2 tRNA genes and 2 rRNA genes are annotated in these 2,954 nt (G+C 55.3%); all 4 read right to left on the minus strand.

The features are described 5' to 3' along the window. Positions 1-539 (minus strand): 23S ribosomal RNA (locus F6X40_RS41165); the annotation flags it as partial. Positions 540-883: 344 nt separating this feature from the next. Then, positions 884-959: transfer RNA gene (locus F6X40_RS41170), tRNA-Ala, on the minus strand. 53 nt (positions 960-1,012) lie between these two features. Further along, a tRNA-Ile gene (locus F6X40_RS41175) sits at positions 1,013-1,089 on the minus strand. Positions 1,090-1,164: 75 nt separating this feature from the next. Continuing rightward, a 16S ribosomal RNA gene (locus tag F6X40_RS41180) occupies positions 1,165-2,697 on the minus strand. Between the last annotated feature and the right edge of the window lie 257 nt (positions 2,698-2,954).

Below are 2,954 nucleotides of genomic sequence, written 5' to 3' on the forward strand. Positions count from 1 at the left end.
GGCTCCGACTGTTTGTATGCATGCGGTTTCAGGATCTGTTTCACTCCCCTCCCGGGGTTCTTTTCGCCTTTCCCTCACGGTACTGGTTCACTATCGGTCGATCACGAGTATTTAGCCTTGGAGGATGGTCCCCCCATCTTCAGACAGGATTTCACGTGTCCCGCCCTACTTCTCGTACACCCAGTTCTTCCATGCTGTTTTCGTCTACAGGGCTATCACCTGCTATGGCCGCACTTTCCAGAGCGTTCGACTAACAATACGGATAACGTGTACCGGCTGATCCCATTTCGCTCGCCACTACTCTGGGAATCTCGGTTGATTTCTTTTCCTGCGGTTACTTAGATGTTTCAGTTCACCGCGTTCGCTTCACGTAGCCTATGGATTCAGCTACGGATACTCCATTAGGAGTGGGTTTCCCCATTCGGACATCTCCGGATCAATGCTCGTTTGCCAGCTCCCCGGAGCTTTTCGCAGGCTACCGCGTCCTTCATCGCCTGTGATCGCCAAGGCATCCACCACATGCACTTGTTCGCTTGACCCTATAACGGGTGTGTCTCTGTGTCGACCCACGTTAGCGCTTTAGCGCTTACGTGGGTCCCATCCCCGGAGGGGATAGACGCACTCGCTACAGGTTGAGTATTCGTGTTGCGCCGTATTCCAAGGCAATCTTTCGATCACCTTTAAAATACATCGATACAATCACAACCCTGATTCACCTACTCGGCACCCATCTCCAGGTGCCTTTCGTGAATCTCTTTACTACTTCTTCCTGATTGTTAAAGAACGGCAGCCGGTATGAAGCCTGTGCCTCATACCGCTCTGACTGGCTCAATCGCCAATGCGCAACGCTCTGCCTTCATGCAGAACCCTGCGCATTGAGGATTGGTGGAGGATGACGGGATCGAACCGACGACCCCCTGCTTGCAAAGCAGGTGCTCTCCCAGCTGAGCTAATCCCCCAGTCCCACAGGTATTCCAGCGGCCCCGGCCCTTCAGCTCACCAGACAAGACCGTGGTGGGTCTGGATGGATTCGAACCATCGACCCCCGCCTTATCAAGACGGTGCTCTAACCGGCTGAGCTACAGACCCCTGCGTCTGCCTGCGTTTCTTCTAACCACAGCCGATAAGCGTGAGCACTTGAGTGCAATGAATGCACAGCTCTGGAAAGGAGGTGATCCAGCCGCACCTTCCGATACGGCTACCTTGTTACGACTTCACCCCAGTCATGAATCCTACCGTGGTGACCGTCCTCCTTGCGGTTAGACTAGCCACTTCTGGTAAAACCCACTCCCATGGTGTGACGGGCGGTGTGTACAAGACCCGGGAACGTATTCACCGCGGCATGCTGATCCGCGATTACTAGCGATTCCAGCTTCACGCACCCGAGTTGCAGAGTGCGATCCGGACTACGATCGGTTTTCTGGGATTGGCTCCACCTCGCGGCTTGGCAACCCTCTGTTCCGACCATTGTATGACGTGTGAAGCCCTACCCATAAGGGCCATGAGGACTTGACGTCATCCCCACCTTCCTCCGGTTTGTCACCGGCAGTCTCCCTGGAGTGCTCTTGCGTAGCAACTAGGGACAAGGGTTGCGCTCGTTGCGGGACTTAACCCAACATCTCACGACACGAGCTGACGACAGCCATGCAGCACCTGTGTTATGGCTCCCTTTCGGGCACTCCCGCCTCTCGGCAGGATTCCATACATGTCAAGGGTAGGTAAGGTTTTTCGCGTTGCATCGAATTAATCCACATCATCCACCGCTTGTGCGGGTCCCCGTCAATTCCTTTGAGTTTTAATCTTGCGACCGTACTCCCCAGGCGGTCAACTTCACGCGTTAGCTACGTTACCAAGCCAATGAAGGCCCGACAACCAGTTGACATCGTTTAGGGCGTGGACTACCAGGGTATCTAATCCTGTTTGCTCCCCACGCTTTCGTGCATGAGCGTCAGTATTGGCCCAGGGGGCTGCCTTCGCCATCGGTGTTCCTCCACATCTCTACGCATTTCACTGCTACACGTGGAATTCCACCCCCCTCTGCCATACTCCAGCGCTGCAGTCACCAATGCAGTTCCCAGGTTAAGCCCGGGGATTTCACATCGGTCTTACAGCACCGCCTGCGCACGCTTTACGCCCAGTAATTCCGATTAACGCTCGCACCCTACGTATTACCGCGGCTGCTGGCACGTAGTTAGCCGGTGCTTATTCTTCCGGTACCGTCATCCCTCACGGATATTGGCCACGAGGTTTTCTTTCCGGACAAAAGTGCTTTACAACCCGAAGGCCTTCTTCACACACGCGGCATTGCTGGATCAGGCTTGCGCCCATTGTCCAAAATTCCCCACTGCTGCCTCCCGTAGGAGTCTGGGCCGTGTCTCAGTCCCAGTGTGGCTGGTCGTCCTCTCAGACCAGCTACAGATCGTCGGCTTGGTAGGCCTTTACCCCACCAACTACCTAATCTGCCATCGGCCGCCCCTTGAGCGCGAGGTCCCGAAAGATCCCCCGCTTTCCTCTCCCGAGCGTATGCGGTATTAATCCGGCTTTCGCCGGGCTATCCCCCACTCCAGGACACGTTCCGATGTATTACTCACCCGTTCGCCACTCGCCACCAGACCGAAGTCCGTGCTGCCGTTCGACTTGCATGTGTAAGGCATGCCGCCAGCGTTCAATCTGAGCCAGGATCAAACTCTTCAGTTCAAACCTGTTACTGTGTTCGGGCTCTCTCGAACCCGGTCGCTCACTCAACGTACTGACGATGATTGATCCGTCTTTCGACAGACAAACCTTCCTCTAATACTGTGTGAGGCTTCTGATACTTCTGCCTGACAGCAGACTCCGGAGAATCCGCCGCCGCATTCCGCATCAAGCGCCCACACTTATCGACTGTTAGTTTTTAAAGATCGGTCCGCCAAACCCGCCGCGCCTGAACCACCTGAACCACCACTACCCGGCAC

Origin of the sequence: Paraburkholderia sp. UCT31 (genome assembly GCF_014397655.1) — a bacterium.
Classification (GTDB): domain Bacteria; phylum Pseudomonadota; class Gammaproteobacteria; order Burkholderiales; family Burkholderiaceae; genus Paraburkholderia; species Paraburkholderia tuberum.